The organism is Agrobacterium deltaense RV3, from assembly GCF_900013505.1.
Lineage (GTDB): Bacteria > Pseudomonadota > Alphaproteobacteria > Rhizobiales > Rhizobiaceae > Agrobacterium > Agrobacterium leguminum.
In genome coordinates this window covers 2,190,532-2,205,800 of the sequence record NZ_LT009745.1, presented here as the reverse complement: position 1 = coordinate 2,205,800, position 15,269 = coordinate 2,190,532, and the positions used below count along the sequence as shown (strand labels likewise).

Below are 15,269 nucleotides of genomic sequence, written 5' to 3'. Positions count from 1 at the left end.
CACCCTCTCCGTATATCTCGACCGTCCGCCCCCTCATCCCGCTGCCGCGGACTTCTCCCCGGCGGGGAGAAGAAACAAGGGGCACCCGCTCGCTCCAATTTCACGGTTTTGAAGAGTAACAGACCATGCTGATCAAGCAGACCGACTATCACCGGATTTACCGCGTCATCAACAGCCTGCTCATCAGCCAGAATGCCGATCCCGCCTCGGCCTCCATGTATTTCAGCACCTTCGGCGCCTTCATCCTGCAGCAGCATTACAAGGTGAAGGCGGTGCCGAAGGGTGGGCTTGCGGCCTATAATCTCGGTGGAACCGTGCTGCTATTCGCCGATCACCGTGAAGACGGTTATGTGACGGGCGCGGGCGAGAACTTCCACTGCTGGATCGAGGCGGATGGCTGGGCGATCGATTTCATGGCGCCGGCATTTTCGGAAGGGGCCGATGGGCTTTCCGTGCCGGCGAAAATGTTCCAGCGGCCCCTTGCCGCCATGGCGGCATCCATCAACGATCTCGGACAATCCGGCGATTTCTTCTATCGTTCCGAACCCGAAGCCACGGCCAAGCGCTTTGCCGACTGGCACAGGCAGGCGATGATCGGCGATATGGCGAGCGTTGCCGCCAACTGGTTCCGCAAGTCGCCGAAACAGATGGCAGCATCGCTTTCGGTAACGGATCGCGACGGCAAGGCGCGGGCCGTGCCGCTTTCCGGCCAGATGCTTACCGGAGCATGGTGAAGGCGGGTTACGCCGCGCAGTGTCGATCCTCAAGGTTTTGTCAGCAAAAGGCCTTTTGAGGCAATGTTGCTACGCAGGCTGGGCTTCACCATCTCGCACTCACGCCGCCCGATAGTCTGGTGCTGGTTTTCCACGGGACGGTGGCTGTCATACCCAACAGCGCCCTGCCGATTGCTGCAAAGGACATCATCGAGAAAATCAATCACTGGTGCGCAGCCCAGCGGAAAGAGCTTCTTTCCTTGTCCTGAGGCGGTATTATCCGGAAACAGAGGACGGCCAGCGTGTTCTCGCGGCAGCCGCCTGACGTCAATCAGCAGCCCGACCCCGTTCTAAAGATAACGGCAGTCGCGTCCTGATTGCCTTGTGACATTCCCGCTTCGTTTCGTCCACCGTTCCCGAACAGAATTTCGGGGATCGCCTCATGCAAGTTGAGAACGCGACAGCAGCGGCAGGGATTTTCCTGCCGCGTGAATGACATTGTCGAGGAACTGCCGTGAGGCTTTTTCCCAGCTGTAGCTTCTGGAAAGCGCCAGCGCCTCCTGCGGCGAACAATGAAGTGCCGCAAGACAGGCATCGCGAAGATTATCGTCCAGCGCACCGGCTGCCGGGTTGCCGCCGAGAATATCGATCGGCCCGGTGACGGGGAAGGCCGCCACGGGCACGCCGCTTGCCAGCGCTTCCAGAATGGTGTTGCCGAACGTATCGGTCTTCGAGGGGAAAACGAAGACATCGGCCTGCGCATAGGCATCGGCCAGCTCCTCACCGGTCTTGACGCCGGTGAACAAAACGTCCGGATATTTCTCCTGCAATTCATGGCGGGCGGGGCCGTCGCCGATGACGACCTTCGAACCCGGCAGGTCCAGTTCCAGAAATTCCGGCAGGTTCTTCTCCACCGCCACACGTCCCACCGTCATGAAGATCGGCCTCGGCAGGTCGAAAGGCAGCTTTGCTTTCGGGCGGGGATGGAAAAGCTCGGCGTCGATGCCGCGGCTCCAGCGCTTCAGGTTGCGGACGCCGCGCGCTTCCAGTTCGGTCTCAAGGCTCGGCGTCGCCACCATGCAGGTGTTGCCGCCATTGTGGAACCAGCGCACGAAAGCGTAAAGCCAGCTTTCCGGCACAGGGAAGCGCGCCGCCACATATTCGGGAAAGCGGGTGTGATAGCTGGTGGAAAAACGCATGCGGTTCTTCACGCACCAGCGCCGCGCCATGAAACCCAGCGGTCCTTCCGTCGCAATATGCACGAAGGAAGGCTGGCTTTTTTCGATCTCCGCCGCCACACGGCGATAACCGGCAACCGAAAGGCGGATTTCCGGATAGGTGGGGCAGGGGATGCTGTAAAAACTCTGCGGCGTGACCATGCGCACATCGACGCCGAGCCGAGCGAGTTCGGTATTGGTGTTTTCTATGGAGCGAACCACGCCGTTGACCTGCGGGTGCCAGGCATCTGTGACAATCGTGATTCTCGTCATGAAACACTGATCCTGCTCATCTGCGCGCGGGCGAATCCCCATTGCCCGGCTTCTGCCCGTATATGCGGCGTGCGTGTTACAGGATCATGTCAGGGTGTGTGACGGCGGGGAAGCGTGGTTTGCGCGCAGAAGTTTGCGCGCTTCCCCGGTGCGACGGAGCCTTATCCCACCAGCGGCAGCAGCTCGGGGCTGATCAGCGCGCCGTGGTGACCGATGACGGTTGCCGCCGCCCTTGCCGCGAAGGTGGCCGCTTCCTCCGGCGAACTGCCGGTCACATAACGGGCGAGGAAAGCGCCGTTGAAGCTGTCGCCGGCGCTTGTCGTGTCCACCACGTCCACGGCCTGCACCGCCGGGGCGTGACTGCGGCTGCCGCTGAAATCGAGCGTCGCGCCCTTGGCGCCGTCCTTCACGACGATGTTTTCGACGCCAAGCGAACGGTAGCGGTCGATGGTCGCTTCCACGGAGACATCGCCGAAATGGCTCGCCTCGTCATCGAAGCTCGGCATGACAAGCGTTGCGGCGCGTGCGCCGTTGGAGATGGTCTCAAGCATCGTATCCTTATCCGCCCACAGGCGCGGGCGGATGTTGGGGTCGAAGACCACCAGCTTGCCCGCCGCCCTGGCGCGGCGCAGTTCGGCGAGGAACGTATCGACATCATGGGCGGAGGCGAGAATGGCGAGCGTGATGCCGGAGAAATAGACGACATCGGCGCTTTCCACCGTCCTGCGCAGGTGGTCCGCATCGGCGGCCAGCTGCCTTGCGGCGGCGGCGTTGCGCCAGTAGCTGAAGGTGCGCTCGCCGTCCTTCAGGTTGATGAGGTAAAGGCCGGGCGTGCCGCCCTTGATGCGGCGGATTTTTTCCGTGCCGATGCCGGCTTCCGCAATGAAGGCCAGCATGTCTTCCGATAGCGGATCATCGCCAAGAGCGGTGAAATAATCGACCGACCAGTCGCCCGGCAGGCAGGCCCGGGCATACCAGGCGGTATTGAACGTATCGCCGGCAAAGCCCTTGCGCAGCAGCCCGTTGCCGGCCTGCGACAGTTCCACCATGCATTCGCCAATCGACAGAAACCGTCCGCCCACGCCGTTATCCTCCCGTTTTTTCCAGCCATGCGGCTTACGACGAGTGCGCGCCGCTGACAAGGGCGGTTCTGGCCGTTTGTGCATGTGCGAAGTTCCGGTTTACGCGGCGGCGGCAGCTTTATATTCTCGTGCCACGGCGCTTTCGCTTTTCTCCGAATCGCGAAAGCGCCGTGTCTCTTTTTTACGCATGTCTCTTTCCCAAAACCGCGCCACACTTTTGGGAGACATGCGCCGGCCACCATCAGGAGATCGCCCATGCCGCTAACCCATGCCCCAGTCCACAAACCCCAAGTGCAATCGGACTGGTGGAAGGGAGCGGTGATCTATCAGGTCTATCCGCGCTCGTTTCAGGATACGACCGGCGACGGTTTCGGCGATCTTGCCGGGGTGACGAAACGCCTGCCCTATATCGCCTCGCTCGGTGTCGACGGCATCTGGCTCTCGCCCTTCTTCACCTCGCCCATGGCCGATATGGGCTATGATGTTTCCGATTATTGCAATGTCGATCCGATGTTCGGCACGCTTGCCGATTTCGACGCGCTGATGGCAGAGGCGCACCGGCTGGGGCTGAAGGTCATCATCGATCAGGTCATCTCGCACACGTCGGACCAGCATCCCTGGTTCGTGGACAGCCGGGCGAGCCGCACCAACAGCAAGGCTGACTGGTATGTCTGGGCCAATCCCAAGCCGGATGGCACGGCACCCACCAACTGGCTTTCCGTGTTCGGCGGACCGGCATGGGAATGGGACGGCGTGCGCAAGCAATATTACATGCACAGCTTCCTCGCCTCGCAGCCGGATCTCAATTTCCATAATCCGGCTGTGCAGGATGCGCTTCTCGAAACCGTGCGTTTCTGGCTGGATCGCGGCGTGGACGGTTTCCGGCTCGATACCGTCAACCATTATTTCCATGACAAGCTCTTGCGCGACAACCCGCCGCTTTTCGACGAGGAAAGTTTCGGTCTCGATGCTTCCGACGTCAATCCCTATGGCATGCAGGACCATCTCTACGACAAGACGCGACCGGAAAACGTGACTTTCCTGAAGCGTTTTCGCGCGCTGCTCGACGAGTATGAGGGGCGCGCCACTGTGGGTGAGGTGGGAGATGGGGCGCGGTCGCTGAAGACGGTGGCGGCTTATACGTCCGGCAATGACAAGCTCAACATGTGCTACACTTTCGACCTGCTGGGGCCGGATTTCAGCGCGAAGCATCTGCGCGCCTCGGTCGAGACCTTCGGCAAGGTGGTGACGGATGGCTGGGTGTGCTGGGCCTTTTCCAACCACGATGTGGTTCGCCACCTCAGCCGTTTTTCCGAAAGTGTAGAGGAGCAGGTGCGGGTGGCGAAGCTTGCCATCTGCGTTCTCGCCAGCCTGCGCGGTTCCATATGTCTCTATCAGGGCGAGGAGCTGGGTCTGACCGAGGCGGAACTCGCCTTCGAGGATCTGCGCGATCCCTACGGCATCCGCTTCTGGCCCGCCTTCAAGGGGCGGGACGGATGCCGCACGCCGATGGTGTGGGAGACAGGCAAGCCGAATGCCGGTTTTTCCAGCGCTGAAAAGCCCTGGCTGCCGGTGCCCTATGTTCATGCCATGCAGGCTGTGGATGCGCAGGAGCGCAAGCCGGACTCGGTTCTGAACCATTACCGCGCCGTCTTGTCCTTCCGCAAAGGTCACGGCGCGCTGCGCGATGGCGACATGCATTTTATCAAGACCAATCTCGATGTGTTGGCCTTCACGCGGCAGAAGGGGGATGAAAAACTGCTCTTCGTTTTCAACCTCACCCGTGAGGCGGTGGAATTCCCGATACCGAAGGCCATGCGGGTCACCGATATACTGCCGATGCCGGGTTTCGCACCGTTATTCGATGCGGGTATCGTGAAGCTCGAGGGGCTGGATGTGTTTTGCGGGGGCGTTGCATGAGCGGGCAATTTGCCATCGAGACGGCTGGCGAAGCATCGCTCGATGAGTGGTCGCTTCTGCGGCACCGTTTGTGGCCGGATGCTTCACCCGCCGAACACCGGACGGAGTTGCAGGACGTCTCCGACAATGAGGTTGGATTTATTGCCTATGATCCGGCGGGTATGGCCATCGGTTTTGCCGAAGCCAGCCTGCGGCACGATTATGTCAACGGATGCGACACCTCGCCCGTGGCGTTTCTCGAAGGCGTTTATGTGGAGGAAGCCTTTCGCAAACAGGGCGTTGCGGCTGCATTGATTGCCGAAGTAACCCGTTGGGCGACCAGCAAGGGTGTGAGCGAACTTGCTTCCGATGCCGATATTTCCAATGTCGATTCACACCGCATGCATGCGGCGCTGGGATTTGAGGAAACGCAGCGGGTGGTTTATTTTCGCAAGTCTCTGCCTCCGGATTGAGGTTATGGGCACAGCAGAAGATGCAGCGATCTCTGCTGATTACGTATCCTGCTTCCCTCATTCCTGTGCTTGTCACAGGAATCTAGCCAGCCCAAGTCATTGGGCTGAAAAGACTCTCTCGCCGCGCAGACGCGCGTCGACTGGATTCCTGTGACAAGCACAGGAATGAGGAGGTCGGTGCGTCTTATGCGCATTTACCGTCTTCCGCCGAGGCATTTTCCGCCAATCAAATCAGCGCAAACCGGTCCACATCCACCATACCCATATCGGAAATCTTCAGATGCGGGATGACGGGCAGGGGCAGGAAGGCGACCTGCAGGAAGGGTTCTTCCAGCGTCGTGCCGAGCGCATAGGCTGCTTTTCTGAGCGTGTGCAGCGTATCGCGAACGGTCTCATAGGGTTCGAGGCTCATCAGCCCAGCGACGGGCAAAGCGATCTCGCCCGTCACCCTGCCGTCTTCCACCACCACGAAGCCGCCTTTGATTTCGCCGAGCCGGTTGGCGGCCAGCGCCATGTCGTCTTCGCTCACGCCGATGACGCAGATATTGTGGCTGTCATGGCCGACGGTGGAGGCAATGGCGCCCTTTTTGAGGCCGAAGCCCTGAACGAAACCGTTGGCATGGTTGCCGTTCTTGCCGTGGCGTTCGATGACGGCGACCTTGATGATGTCGTTTTCAAGATCGACGGTGGTCTGGTTGCCATCCGTCGGCAGCCTGTAGCGGCGGTGCTCGGTAATGATCTTGCCGGGAAGCACGCCCATGATAGGGCTTTCGCCCTCCGTGACCGGCACGCCGAAATGCGAGGCGAGCACGGGTCTTGCTTTGACGCTGTCAAGGCCGACGGGTGCGACCGGTTTGCGGGTGGCAAAAAGGGCGTCATCGACGATCCGGCCGCCGGAAAGCACCATGCTCGCCTTGCAGTTCTGCAGGCTGTCGATGACCACAAGATCGGCGCGCCAGCCGGGTGCTACAAGGCCGCGGTCGCGCAGGCCGAAGGCTTTCGCGGCGGAAATGGAGGCGGCGCGGTAGATGGCGAGCGGTTCCACGCCGCTGGCGATTGCGGTGCGGATCATATAGTCGAGATGACCCTGTTCGGCGATGTCGAGCGGGTTGCGATCATCCGTGCAGAGGGCCAGATAGGGCGACAGGCGTTCGGTGATGATCGGCATCAGGGCGTGCAGGTCCTTCGAGACCGAGCCTTCGCGCACCAGAATATGCATGCCCTTGCGGATTTTCTCCAGCGCCTCAGTCGCGCTCGTGCATTCATGTTCGGTGCGGATGCCGGCGGCGAGATAGCCGTTCAGCGCCGTGCCGGAAAGAAGCGGTGCATGGCCGTCGATATGCTGGCCCCGAAAGGCCTCTAGCTTCGCCATGCACACCGGATCCTTGTGGATGACGCCCGGAAAATTCATGAATTCGGCAAGGCCGATGACCTTCGGGTGGCCCCGGAACGGCAGCAGCTTTTCGATGGGCAGATCCGCGCCGGCGGTTTCCAGATGGGTGGCGGGCACGCAGGAGGAGAGCTGCACGCGGATGTCCATGATGGTTTCCATGGCACTGTCGAGGAAGAACCGAAGCCCCTCTACGCCCAGAACATTGGCGATCTCGTGCGGGTCGCAAATGGCCGTGGTAACGCCATAGGGCAAAACGCAGCGGTCGAATTCGTGGGGTGTCACCAGCGACGATTCGATATGGAGATGCGTATCGATGAACCCCGGAACGACGATCTTTCCGGAAATGTCGATTTCCTGTCGCCCCTTGTAGTTCTCGCAGGTGCCGACGATGGTGTCGCCACAGATGGCGATATCCGAAGCGACGAGTTCTCCGGTGACGAGGTCGAAGAAGCGTCCGCCCTTGAGAACCATGTCCGCCGGTTCACGGCCCGTACCCTGATCGATGCGCGTTTCAAGTCTGGAATTCATGCGGGTTTCTTCGGCTCCTGATTTACGTCGTATGCGAGAATTTTCACTATTTACATTCTGTGGTTGTTTCTTGGTCTATTCCGATTGATTCTTTGAGTTTTAAATATATCCAGAGTAAAAAATTTTCATATTTGTGTTATCTAATCTTCCGAGGTGCAAGTTTAGGCAGGGTTGGGAAGACTGGACTTCACCTTTATAGTTTAGCCGGTTGCGCGCCGACATTTTTACGAATTACGGTTTCAGGTTATCATTCCCGGGAAGGAAAATAAAAGCATCTGATGCTCAAACGAATTTCCACCCAGCAATTGACGATTGGCATGTTTATCGAAGCGGTCGAAGGAACGCTTTCGAACCAGGGATTTTTAAAACGGCACCGCTTTCTTTTGCGGCACGAGGAATTAATGCGTCAATTGAAATCAAGCGGCGCCGAAAGCATCGTCATCAACACCGCCAGGGGATACGATACCGAAGGCAGCGCGCGTTCTGCGGCGGTTTCGCCGCAACCGGGCAATTGCCCGGAAACCGTCGCTGCCGTCACCCACGCCGTGCGCTCGGCCGCCGATACGATTGCCGAGACATTTGCTTCCGCAGAAGAGGGCGGCGTCGTTTCGCTGAAGGGCATGGCTGCGGCGGCGGGCAAGATTTCCGATGCCGTGCAGTCGAACCCGGCGATTTTCATCGGCGTCACCCGCCTGAAATCGAAAGACGAAACGACCTTCGTGCACTCGGTCTCCGTCAGCGGGCTGATGATCCTCTTCGGTAATTATCTCGGGCTCGACAGGGGAACGGTCAATCTGCTCGGCATCAGCGGGTTGCTGCATGATATCGGCAAGGTGGAAATTCCTTCATCGATCCTCAACAAGGCGGAAGGGTTGAGCGCCAGCGAGCGGGAAATCATCAATCTCCATCCCGCATTCGGCCGGGATATATTGTCGCGCAACGCGCAGATGCCGGAGATGGTGCTCGATGTCTGCTTCAATCATCATGAGCGGATGGATGGCGGCGGTTATCCGAGCGGCCGTGCGGGCAGCCAGATCAGCCTCTATGCGCGTATCGCGGCGATTTGCGACGTCTATGACGCCATCACCTCGGTCAGGCCCTACAAGAAGCCGTGGACGGCAAATGACGCGCTGACCTGGATGCTGCGGCGGGAAGGGCATTTCGACACGCAGCTGCTGAAGAAATTCGCGCTGTGTATTTCCGCCTCGCTGCCGAGGGGTTAGTTGCCCAAGATGATCGCCATGTTCAGGCTGTCGATGTAACGCCCGTCGATCAGAACGGTGTCACGGCCCCGGCCTTCATGCACAAAACCGATCTTTTCATAAAGCGCGATTGCTCTGGCATTGTCCGCATGCACGCTCAGTTCCACGCGGTGCAGCCCGCATTGACGCGCGGCATCGAGCGTCTGCCGCATCAGCCGTCCACCCAGCCCCTTGTCGCGATAGGCCGGCAGGATGCCCATGCCGAGCGTGCCGCGATGGGCATGGGTGGGCCTGCTCTCGCGGCGAATATCGCACCAGCCGACCACCTTGCCATCCGCAATCGCCACGAATTGCGGATGGTCGTTTTCGATCATGTCGAGAACGAAGGCGCGGACCGAATCGAGCGGCGGCGCCTCCAGGAAGCTCAGATATTTCCGCTCACGCGATACCGCATCGAGAGCACGGTGAAAACTTTCAACGTGCTCCGCCCGGATGGGTTCGATGCTGATGGCGTCGGCAGCCACCATCATGCCGCCTTCGTCTTCGCCTTGCGGGTCAGATGCACCACGACGTTTTCGATCATGCGCATGCCGGCGTCCTGGCCGAGTGTCATGATCGATTCCGGGTGGAACTGAACGGCGGCCACCGGCTCCTTGGCGTGTTCTATGCCCATGATCGTGCCGTCCTCGCTTTCCGCGGTGATGATGAAATCACGCGGAAGGGTGGAGGGATCGGCGAAGATCGAGTGGTAACGGCCGACGGTTACTTCCTTGCCGAGGCCGGAGAAGACGAGACCCGGTTCCAGCACGCGGATGCGTGAGGGCTTGCCGTGCATCGGCACCGCAAGCTGGCGAAGCTCGCCGCCATAGGCTTCCGCCAGCGCCTGAAGGCCGAGGCAAACGCCGAAGATCGGCAATTCGCGGGCGCGGGCGGCCTTGATCGTCGCCTTGCAGTCGAAATCCGTCGGGCTGCCCGGTCCGGGAGAGAGCACGACAAGATCGGGCTGGAAGCGATCGAACACCTCTGCCGCAACCGGCGTTCTGACGGTGGAGACGGTCGCGCCCGTCTGGCGGAAATAATTCGCCAGCGTGTGCACGAAACTGTCCTCATGGTCGACGAGCAGGATTTTGACGCCGGTGCCGACCTTTGCGGCATCACGCTTGGTGGCGGCGGCGTTGGTGCCTTTTGCATCTCTGATGGCAGCGATCATGGCGGAGGCCTTCAGTTCGGTTTCGGCTTCTTCTTCCTGCGGATTGGAATCGTTAAGCAGGGTCGCGCCGGCGCGCACTTCGGCGATGCCGTCCTTGATGCGAATGGTGCGCAGGGTCAGACCGGTATTCATGTCGCCATTGAAGCCGACCATGCCGATCGCGCCACCATACCAGGCACGCGGGCTCTTTTCATGGCCTTCAATGAAACGCATGGCCCACAGCTTCGGCGCACCGGTAACGGTGACGGCCCAGGCGTGGCTGAGGAAGCCGTCAAAGGCGTCCATATCGTCCCGGAGGCGGCCTTCGATATGGTCCACCGTGTGGATGAGGCGCGAATACATCTCGATCTGGCGGCGGCCGATGACCTTTACCGAACCCGGTTCGCAGACGCGGCTCTTGTCGTTGCGGTCCACATCCGAGCACATGGTGAGTTCGGATTCGTCCTTCTTCGAATTGAGCAGCTTCAGGATCTGCTCGCTATCGGCAATCGGATCGTCGCCGCGCTTGATGGTGCCTGAGATCGGGCAGGTCTCGATCCGCCGGCCGGAGACGCGCACGAACATTTCCGGCGAAGCGCCGACCAGATATTCCTGATGGCCGAGATTGATGAAGAAGGAGTAGGGGGACGGGTTGATCGCCTTCAGGCGGCGCGAAATCGCCGATGGATTGCTTTCGCAACGCTCCATGAATTTCTGGCCGGGAACGACCTCGAACAGATCGCCGCGGCGGAAGCTTTCCTTGGCCTTCACCACCAGTTCGGAATATTCACCGGGACGATGATCGCCCTTGGGCGGGATCGTATCCGTGGTCTTGAAAGGGTCGGGCGTAATGTCGGAGGACTTGCCGTCCGTCGTCACGCCGCCCTTTTCGAAGTCGTAGCGGTCGATCCAGGCCTTGGCGGAGTAGTGGTCGACGACGAGGATTTCGTCCGGCAGAAACAGCACCATGTCGCGCTGGTCTTCCGGGCGCGCCAGCGACAGCTTGATCGCGTCGAACTGGAAGGCGAGATCGTAACCGAAGGCGCCGAACAGGCCGATGGCCGAATCCGCATTCGAATAAAAGAGGTCGACGATGGCGCGCAACGCCGTGAAGACGGTCGGGATTTTCGAACGCTCTTCTTCGGTAAAGACGCGGTCCGGCTCGTTGACGGTGAGATCGAGACGGCGCGTGGTGGAAGCGCCAAGCGTGAGATCGGGCGTCGCCTTCAGCTTCTCGGTGATGAAGGAAAGCAGCACTTCGCCGCGACCATTATAGGCCTCGATCCACATTTTGCGGCCGAAACAGGAAATCCCGAGCGGCGGGTCGACGATGGCCGTATCCCAGCGGGTGTAACGGCCCGGATATTCGTAGTTGGACGAAAAAACCGCGCCGCGATGGGAATCGAGCTTTTCGATATAATTATCGATGGCGCTGGCGTAATCGGCGGGCCGACGCTTTCGGCTGACCTTGATGCCGCCTTTCGTCTCGTAGGTTTCCGCTCCGTCATCCTGAATGATCGTTACCATTTCTCTCATACTTCCCGTTGTTCAGGCCCGATGACAGGCGGCACAATAACAAAAAAGCCGCCTGAAAATTCGGGCGGCTTGGACTTTGTCTGAAGACATGACTGGTCAAGGCCGCGAAAAGCTGCCCCACCACCAGTTAGCAATGTTCTTAGACACGATGTTCATGGGAAAATTGTTAGCGTGCACGATCCGCCTTGGCAAGCGGATTTCGGTGAGGGAATGAACCTTACGGGCCGTGGCGGCGTTGCACTCCTGCCGAAACGGTCAGGAGTGCCCCGAAAAATGCTTCATCGCCTGTGTCTTCTGGTAACCATCCTCGCATTGATTTCCGCCTCTGAACCGCCGGCGCAGGTGCCGGTGCCGCAACCGAAACCGGGTGAGGGGCAATCCGCCACCCCTGCGGAAAAGCCATCGGACGAGCCGCCGCAAAGCCCGGTGGAAGCGCCGAAACCAGCCCCGAAACCGCAGGTCCCGGAAGCGGGGAAACCGGATGACGGCAAGACGCCGGCAGACAAGGGGTCCGGTGACAGCAGGAAAGGCGTCGAAGGCAAGGCGGATGAGGGCAAAGAGGAGGGTGAACAACGCAAGCCGGATGTTGACGCTGCAAAACCGGAAGAGAAGCCGCCGGAGCCGGTGAAACCGGAAGACCCGGCCGCGCTTCAGGCATGCCTTGGCGCGTTGAAGGATATCGGCGCGGAATTCAAACAGCTCGAACCGATCCGGGATGCGGAGCAGGGCTGCGGCATCGAAGCGCCTGTCGAGCTTTCCGTGGTTCTGCCCGGCATCAAGCTGGAACCATCGGGCACCATGCGTTGCGAAACCGCTCTTGCGCTTTCCCGCTGGACAAAGGAAATGATGCTGCCGGCGGCGGCTCTGGCTATGCCGGAGAAAAAGGTGACGGCCATCGCCAATGCCTCGACCTATATCTGCCGCAACCGCAACAGCGCGGAAAACGGCAAGATTTCCGAACATGCCAAGGGCAATGCCGTCGATATTTCCACGATCGCCTTCGATAAGGGCGAGCCGCTGGTGATGAAGCCGCGCGGTGAGGACGGAACGCCGGAAGGCGCTTTCCAGCGCACGATTACCGCCGCCGCCTGCCTGTTCTTCCGCACGGTTCTTTCCCCCGGCAGCGACGCCACCCATCAGGACCACCTGCATCTCGACGTGCTGGAGCGCAAGGGCGGCTATCTCTATTGCCGCTGACAAAAAAGGGGCGACCCGAAAGCCGCCCCGACTGGAGATGATGTTTCTGCCCGGGTTTAAAATTTCTGGGTCAGAGAGATTTTGAAGGTGCGTCCGGCTTCCGTATAGAAGTCGGCCGGCTGGTTGACGGTGCTGACGGAATTCGGGTTCACGTCGCGAACGCCGACGGCATTCCAGTATTTCCTGTCGAACAGGTTATAGATGCCGGCCTGGATGCGCAGGCCCTTGGTCTGTTCCGGTTCCCACCAGCCGGTCAGGTTGAAGACGCCATAGCCGGGGGCGTCGAAGGTGTTGGCCACCCTGTCGTCACGCATGCCGGAGGAGAAGACACCGGTAAATTCCGTGCCCCAGACGTCCTGCTCGTAGCCGATGCCGACGACGGACTTGAAGGGCGCGACCGTGCGAATGAATTCGTTGGTATCGGTGTCCTTGCCATAGGCGTAAGCAAGCGAAGCGTGGGCGAAGAAGCCGTTGGCGAGGTCCTTGCGGACCTTGGCTTCGACACCGGAGATTTCGACGTTGTTACGGTTGCGATAGGTGAAGAGCGATCCGTTGCCCCTGCCGCCGAAGCCGGGGAAGAGCGTTGTCGACGTCGTGTACTGCTCGATGAAGTTCTTGTACTTGTTGTGGAACAGCGTCAGGCTTCCCGTGAGGTCGCCGGAGGCGTAGTTCGCACCGATCTCGAAACCGTTGCTGGTCTCGGGATTGAGGGCGGAGTTGCCGACAACAGCGTAACCGGAGCTGACGTTGGAGAAGTTCAGATACAGTTCGTTGATCGTCGGGGCACGATAGGCCATCGACCATTGTGCGAAAAGCTGCAGTTCGGGCGTGACGTCATAGGTGGCAAGAAGCTTCGGCGAGAAGCGCGAGCCGCTGTTGCCGCTCGGCAGGCCGAATGTTCGGTAGCCGCTGTTGCTGGAAACGGAGCCATCGGGATCGTAATCGTAGGAATCGAAGCGCAGGCCGGGGGTCAGGCGGAAGCCGTTGCCGAAGGCGATTTCGTCATCGAGATAAAGACCGAGGCTCTTGCCGCTCACGTCAGGCATGTCCGATTGCGAGGACGAGGTCGATCCGGCCGTGTTGGCGAAAAGCTCCTGGCTGAAATCGGTTGTCATGGCGTTGCCGCCGAAACGGACCGTGTGCTGCACGCCGCCAAGCTCGAAGCCGGATTCAAGGCCGCCGACGATGCCGAATGCGCTGTTGCGCATGCTGTCTTCGCGAATATAAAGCGAATTGTTGGTCAGGCGGTCGCCGGCGCCGGATTCCTTGGAAAGACGCGTCCAGTAGAGCGAAAGATTGGCGGCGTCGATGAAGCCGTCGGTCGAGGGCGCTTCGTATTCGTAATCGAGCGATACGCGATCGCGCTCGGTATCCTCATAGCCCCGGTAGTCGCCGATCCGGTAGGTCGAGCCCGAAACGCTGACGCCCTGCAGGGTCTTCATGTCGCTGCGGTTTCTCAGAGAATAGCGCTCGGCCGTCAGCCCGATGCTGTGACCGCCTTCAAGATCCTGACGGATCTTGAACATCAGGTTGCTTTCATAGGTGTCGGCAGGATTGGGCTTGGTGCGGCGCGTGCCGTAGATATCGGCCGTACCCTTGTTGTCCGTCTCGTTGCCGCGCTTATAGGAGCCCTGGAACAGGACCGAAGTATTCTCGATCTTCCTGGCGACGGCGAGCGATCCGCCCACGCTTCTGTCTTCGCTATCATAGGTGGTCTTGGCTACGCCGCCCCAATCCCTGCCTTCGCCGATCAGGTCTTCCGGATCGAGCGTGCGCAGCACCAGCGCGCCGCCGAGGGCACCGGAGCCGATACGGCTGGAATCTGCGCCACGCACCACATCGACCGTCGAGAGCGAGGAAAAATCGAAGCTCGAACTCGTATCGCTGAGCGTGGTGGTTGCCTGACCCTGACGGGCGAAATTGTTGAAATAAGGCACAGGAATATTGTCGATCAAGGTGACGACGCGTGCGCCGCCGAGGCCGCGGATGAACAGGCCGCCGGGCCGGCCGGGCTTGGCATCGACGTAATCGACGCCCGGCTCCGTGCTATTGCCGAGGTCCTTGATGCTGCCGATATCCTTCTTGCGGATGTCTTCCGCCGTGGTCTGGCTCGCCAGCGGCGTGTCGGCGGCGGCATTGGCGCTTTTGACGCGCTTGCCCTTGACGACGATCCTTTCAAGCGTGGTGGCCTCGTCCGCTTGCGCCGCGGCGTCCTGGGCCCGCGCGGGGCCGGCAAGCGGCAGAAGAGAGATGGCAGTGCACAGAAGCAGCGCGGAATGCGTGCGCGAAATGGACATTAATTACCCCCAGGTAGGCGCGCGAATGGGCCACGGCGTGCAAAAGCACGCCGCGCTTGCCGCCGCGGCTGAAACTGTTTTGATTGTTACGGGCGAGCCGATAAGCGAGGACTAAAAAACATGACGATAACTGTCAACATATTATATATGACTTTTTGCATCATGTTTTAAAGCATAACAGTATGTTGCAAAAATATGACGCTTATCCGCTCTAGAACCTCATTGGTGAATGGGGTGTGAAAACGCCACGGTACGGTCAAAGTCCCGACA

General features: G+C 60.0%; 11 protein-coding genes. 5 read left to right on the top strand and 6 right to left on the bottom strand.

Features of this window, described 5'->3' with window-relative positions; all coding sequences use genetic code 11:
* The first annotated feature begins 125 nt into the window (after window positions 1–125).
* Window positions 126–734, top strand: a complete 609-nt coding sequence (locus AGR7B_RS11135; protein WP_080856650.1) for a DUF2026 family protein — start codon at window positions 126–128, stop codon at window positions 732–734.
* A gap of 419 nt (window positions 735–1,153) precedes the next feature.
* Here AGR7B_RS11135 and AGR7B_RS11125 read toward each other — a convergent pair whose 3' ends face one another.
* Together AGR7B_RS11125 and AGR7B_RS11120 are read right to left on the bottom strand one after the other, a co-directional pair.
* Complete coding sequence (locus tag AGR7B_RS11125) at window positions 1,154–2,203, bottom strand: bifunctional monoglucosyl/glucuronosyl diacylglycerol synthase (RefSeq protein ID WP_035240305.1); 1,050 nt, start codon at window positions 2,201–2,203, stop codon at window positions 1,154–1,156.
* Between the two features lie 161 nt (window positions 2,204–2,364).
* Entirely contained in the window at window positions 2,365–3,285 is a 921-nt protein-coding gene (locus AGR7B_RS11120; protein ID WP_162934106.1) for a sugar kinase, read from the bottom strand.
* A 255-nt stretch (window positions 3,286–3,540) separates the two neighbouring features.
* Here AGR7B_RS11120 and bglA point away from each other — a divergent pair, with 255 nt between their 5' ends.
* Both bglA and aac(6') read left to right on the top strand, forming a co-directional pair.
* Window positions 3,541–5,205 carry a beta-galactosidase BglA gene (gene bglA / locus AGR7B_RS11115; RefSeq protein WP_080856649.1) on the top strand — a complete coding sequence of 555 codons (1,665 nt, stop codon included), beginning with the start codon at window positions 3,541–3,543 and terminating at the stop codon, window positions 5,203–5,205.
* Complete coding sequence (gene aac(6'), locus AGR7B_RS11110; protein WP_065655667.1) at window positions 5,202–5,657, top strand: aminoglycoside 6'-N-acetyltransferase; 456 nt, start codon at window positions 5,202–5,204, stop codon at window positions 5,655–5,657. The genes bglA and aac(6') overlap by 4 nt, the downstream gene beginning before the upstream one ends.
* Before the next feature lie 226 nt (window positions 5,658–5,883).
* On the opposite strand, the gene ade is transcribed toward aac(6'), so the two are convergent.
* Window positions 5,884–7,578 (bottom strand): adenine deaminase, encoded by a 1,695-nt coding sequence (gene ade, locus AGR7B_RS11100; protein ID WP_080856647.1) that lies wholly within the window; start codon window positions 7,576–7,578, stop codon window positions 5,884–5,886.
* A gap of 278 nt (window positions 7,579–7,856) precedes the next feature.
* Here ade and AGR7B_RS11095 point away from each other — a divergent pair, with 278 nt between their 5' ends.
* Complete coding sequence (locus AGR7B_RS11095) at window positions 7,857–8,801, top strand: HD-GYP domain-containing protein (RefSeq protein WP_080856646.1); 945 nt, start codon at window positions 7,857–7,859, stop codon at window positions 8,799–8,801.
* Here AGR7B_RS11095 and AGR7B_RS11090 read toward each other — a convergent pair.
* Complete coding sequence (locus AGR7B_RS11090; protein ID WP_162934105.1) at window positions 8,798–9,310, bottom strand: GNAT family N-acetyltransferase; 513 nt, start codon at window positions 9,308–9,310, stop codon at window positions 8,798–8,800. The two genes, AGR7B_RS11095 and AGR7B_RS11090, sit on opposite strands and share 4 nt — an antisense overlap.
* Window positions 9,307–11,496: an anthranilate synthase gene (locus tag AGR7B_RS11085; protein ID WP_080856645.1), complete on the bottom strand. Its 2,190-nt coding sequence runs from the start codon at window positions 11,494–11,496 to the stop codon at window positions 9,307–9,309. Before AGR7B_RS11085 ends, AGR7B_RS11090 begins: the two co-directional genes overlap by 4 nt.
* Window positions 11,497–11,778: 282 nt before the next feature.
* Between AGR7B_RS11085 and AGR7B_RS11080 the strand changes: the two genes are divergently transcribed.
* Window positions 11,779–12,702, top strand: a complete 924-nt coding sequence (locus AGR7B_RS11080) for an extensin-like domain-containing protein (RefSeq protein WP_080856644.1) — start codon at window positions 11,779–11,781, stop codon at window positions 12,700–12,702.
* A gap of 56 nt (window positions 12,703–12,758) precedes the next feature.
* On the opposite strand, the gene AGR7B_RS11075 is transcribed toward AGR7B_RS11080, so the two are convergent.
* Entirely contained in the window at window positions 12,759–14,999 is a 2,241-nt protein-coding gene (locus tag AGR7B_RS11075) for a TonB-dependent hemoglobin/transferrin/lactoferrin family receptor (RefSeq protein WP_080856643.1), read from the bottom strand.
* Between the last annotated feature and the right edge of the window lie 270 nt (window positions 15,000–15,269).

Excerpts from the sequence above, each read along its gene's own strand:
- AGR7B_RS11135 (WP_080856650.1), top strand. The coding sequence starts at position 126 with ATGCTGATCAAGCAGACCGACTATCACCGGATTTACCGCGTCATCAAC.
- AGR7B_RS11125 (WP_035240305.1), bottom strand. The coding sequence starts at position 2,203 with ATGACGAGAATCACGATTGTCACAGATGCCTGGCACCCGCAGGTCAAC.
- bglA (WP_080856649.1), top strand. The coding sequence starts at position 3,541 with ATGCCGCTAACCCATGCCCCAGTCCACAAACCCCAAGTGCAATCGGAC.
- ade (WP_080856647.1), bottom strand. The coding sequence starts at position 7,578 with ATGAATTCCAGACTTGAAACGCGCATCGATCAGGGTACGGGCCGTGAA.
- AGR7B_RS11095 (WP_080856646.1), top strand. The coding sequence starts at position 7,857 with ATGCTCAAACGAATTTCCACCCAGCAATTGACGATTGGCATGTTTATC.
- AGR7B_RS11090 (WP_162934105.1), bottom strand. The coding sequence starts at position 9,310 with ATGATGGTGGCTGCCGACGCCATCAGCATCGAACCCATCCGGGCGGAG.
- AGR7B_RS11085 (WP_080856645.1), bottom strand. The coding sequence starts at position 11,496 with ATGGTAACGATCATTCAGGATGACGGAGCGGAAACCTACGAGACGAAA.
- AGR7B_RS11080 (WP_080856644.1), top strand. The coding sequence starts at position 11,779 with ATGCTTCATCGCCTGTGTCTTCTGGTAACCATCCTCGCATTGATTTCC.
- AGR7B_RS11075 (WP_080856643.1), bottom strand. The coding sequence starts at position 14,999 with ATGTCCATTTCGCGCACGCATTCCGCGCTGCTTCTGTGCACTGCCATC.